Origin of the sequence: Bradyrhizobium sp. PRIMUS42 (assembly GCF_023006515.1) — a bacterium.
Taxonomy (GTDB): Bacteria; Pseudomonadota; Alphaproteobacteria; order Rhizobiales; family Xanthobacteraceae; genus Bradyrhizobium.
The window spans coordinates 1-908 of sequence record NZ_JALBGZ010001301.1; the positions used below are offsets into that span (position 1 = coordinate 1).

The 908-nt window shown below is 27.9% G+C and carries 1 pseudogene; it reads left to right on the forward strand.

Going from position 1 to position 908, the window contains the following annotated elements:
• Window positions 1-83: 83 nt before the first annotated feature.
• Window positions 84-908 (forward strand): annotated as a pseudogene (locus MOV75_RS39875) (IS1182-like element ISSau3 family transposase); the annotation flags it as partial.

Genomic DNA, 908 nt, shown 5'->3' on the forward strand with positions numbered 1-908 from the left:
TTTTACTTTGAACTACTTTAAAAAAATAAGACACTTTCGTATAATTTAATAAATACCACTAAACTAAATTAACGAGGTGCCTTATGTATAAAAATTATAACATGACCCAACTTACACTACCAATAGAAACTTCTGTTAGAATTCCTCAAAATGATATTTCACGATATGTTAATGAAATTGTTGAAACGATACCTGATAGCGAATTCGATGAATTCAGACATCATCGTGGCGCAACATCCTATCATCCAAAAATGATGTTAAAAATTATCTTATATGCATACACTCAATCTGTATTTTCTGGTCGTAGAATAGAGAAATTACTTCATGACAGTATTCGAATGATGTGGTTAGCTCAAAATCAAACACCTTCTTATAAAACTATTAATCGTTTTAGAGTAAATCCTAATACTGATGCATTAATTGAATCTTTATTTATTCAGTTTCATAGTCAATGTTTAAAGCAAAATCTTATTGATGATAATTCAATTTTTATTGATGGTACAAAAGTAGAAGCTAATGCCAATAGGTATACATTTGTGTGGAAGAAAAGTATTCAAAATCACGAATCGAAATTGAACGAAAATTCAAAAGCATTATATCGTGACTTAGTTGAAGAAAAAATAATACCAGAGATAAAAGAAGATGGAGATAGCGATTTAACAATAGAAGAAATAGATTTAATTGGTAGTCATTTAGATAAAGAAATCGAAGATTTAAATCATTCTATTCAGAACGAAGATTGTACTCAAATTAGAAAACAGACCCGTAAAAAAAGAACTGAGATTAAGAAGTTCAAAAAGAAATTTGATGATTATTCCGAAAGAAAAAGTAAATATGAAGAACAAAAATCGATTCTTAAAGATAGAAATAGCTTTTCTAAAACTGATCATGATGCAACTTTTATGAGA